Raw genomic sequence first — 453 nt, forward strand, 5'->3', positions numbered from 1 at the left:
CCTGAGACTTAGACCAATCACTTAGACCAATCTGGCATCATTCCTCATACGCCCCGATTAGCGCGCTTCGCTGCGCGCCATGCTCCCACATCTTCAATACACCGTTGGCGCCTGCCATGGGTATCGCAACGGATCGACCCATTGCCCTCATTTTCAACTTCCAGCATGCTGCGCCAAACCGGGAGGGATGAATGCGGTCCATGTTCATAGCCGCGCTCGGCTTGGCGCTCGTCGGGTGCAACAACACGACGTCGTCGGGGCAGTGGCGTGAGGTTAAGGCCACAACAAAAGACAGCCGCTTCGAAAGGGCCAAGGCGATTTGCAATGGTCGCGCAAGCGAAACGCAGGTGATGGCTGGACGGCTCTGGATTGCCGGAGCGATGGCGTCGAGCAGCACCTTCAAGGGCTGCATGGCGGAACAGGGGTTCGTGCAATAGGGACGGATGCCACAAA

General features: G+C 58.5%; 1 protein-coding gene. It reads right to left on the minus strand.

Going from position 1 to position 453, the window contains the following annotated elements:
- Window positions 1-37: 37 nt before the first annotated feature.
- Window positions 38-453, minus strand: a 416-nt coding sequence (locus EN780_RS40140) for a hypothetical protein (RefSeq protein WP_210215145.1), incomplete at its 5' end; no start/stop codon positions are given.

Origin of the sequence: Mesorhizobium sp. M4B.F.Ca.ET.089.01.1.1, from assembly GCF_004022605.1 — a bacterium.
Lineage (GTDB): Bacteria > Pseudomonadota > Alphaproteobacteria > Rhizobiales > Rhizobiaceae > Mesorhizobium > Mesorhizobium abyssinicae.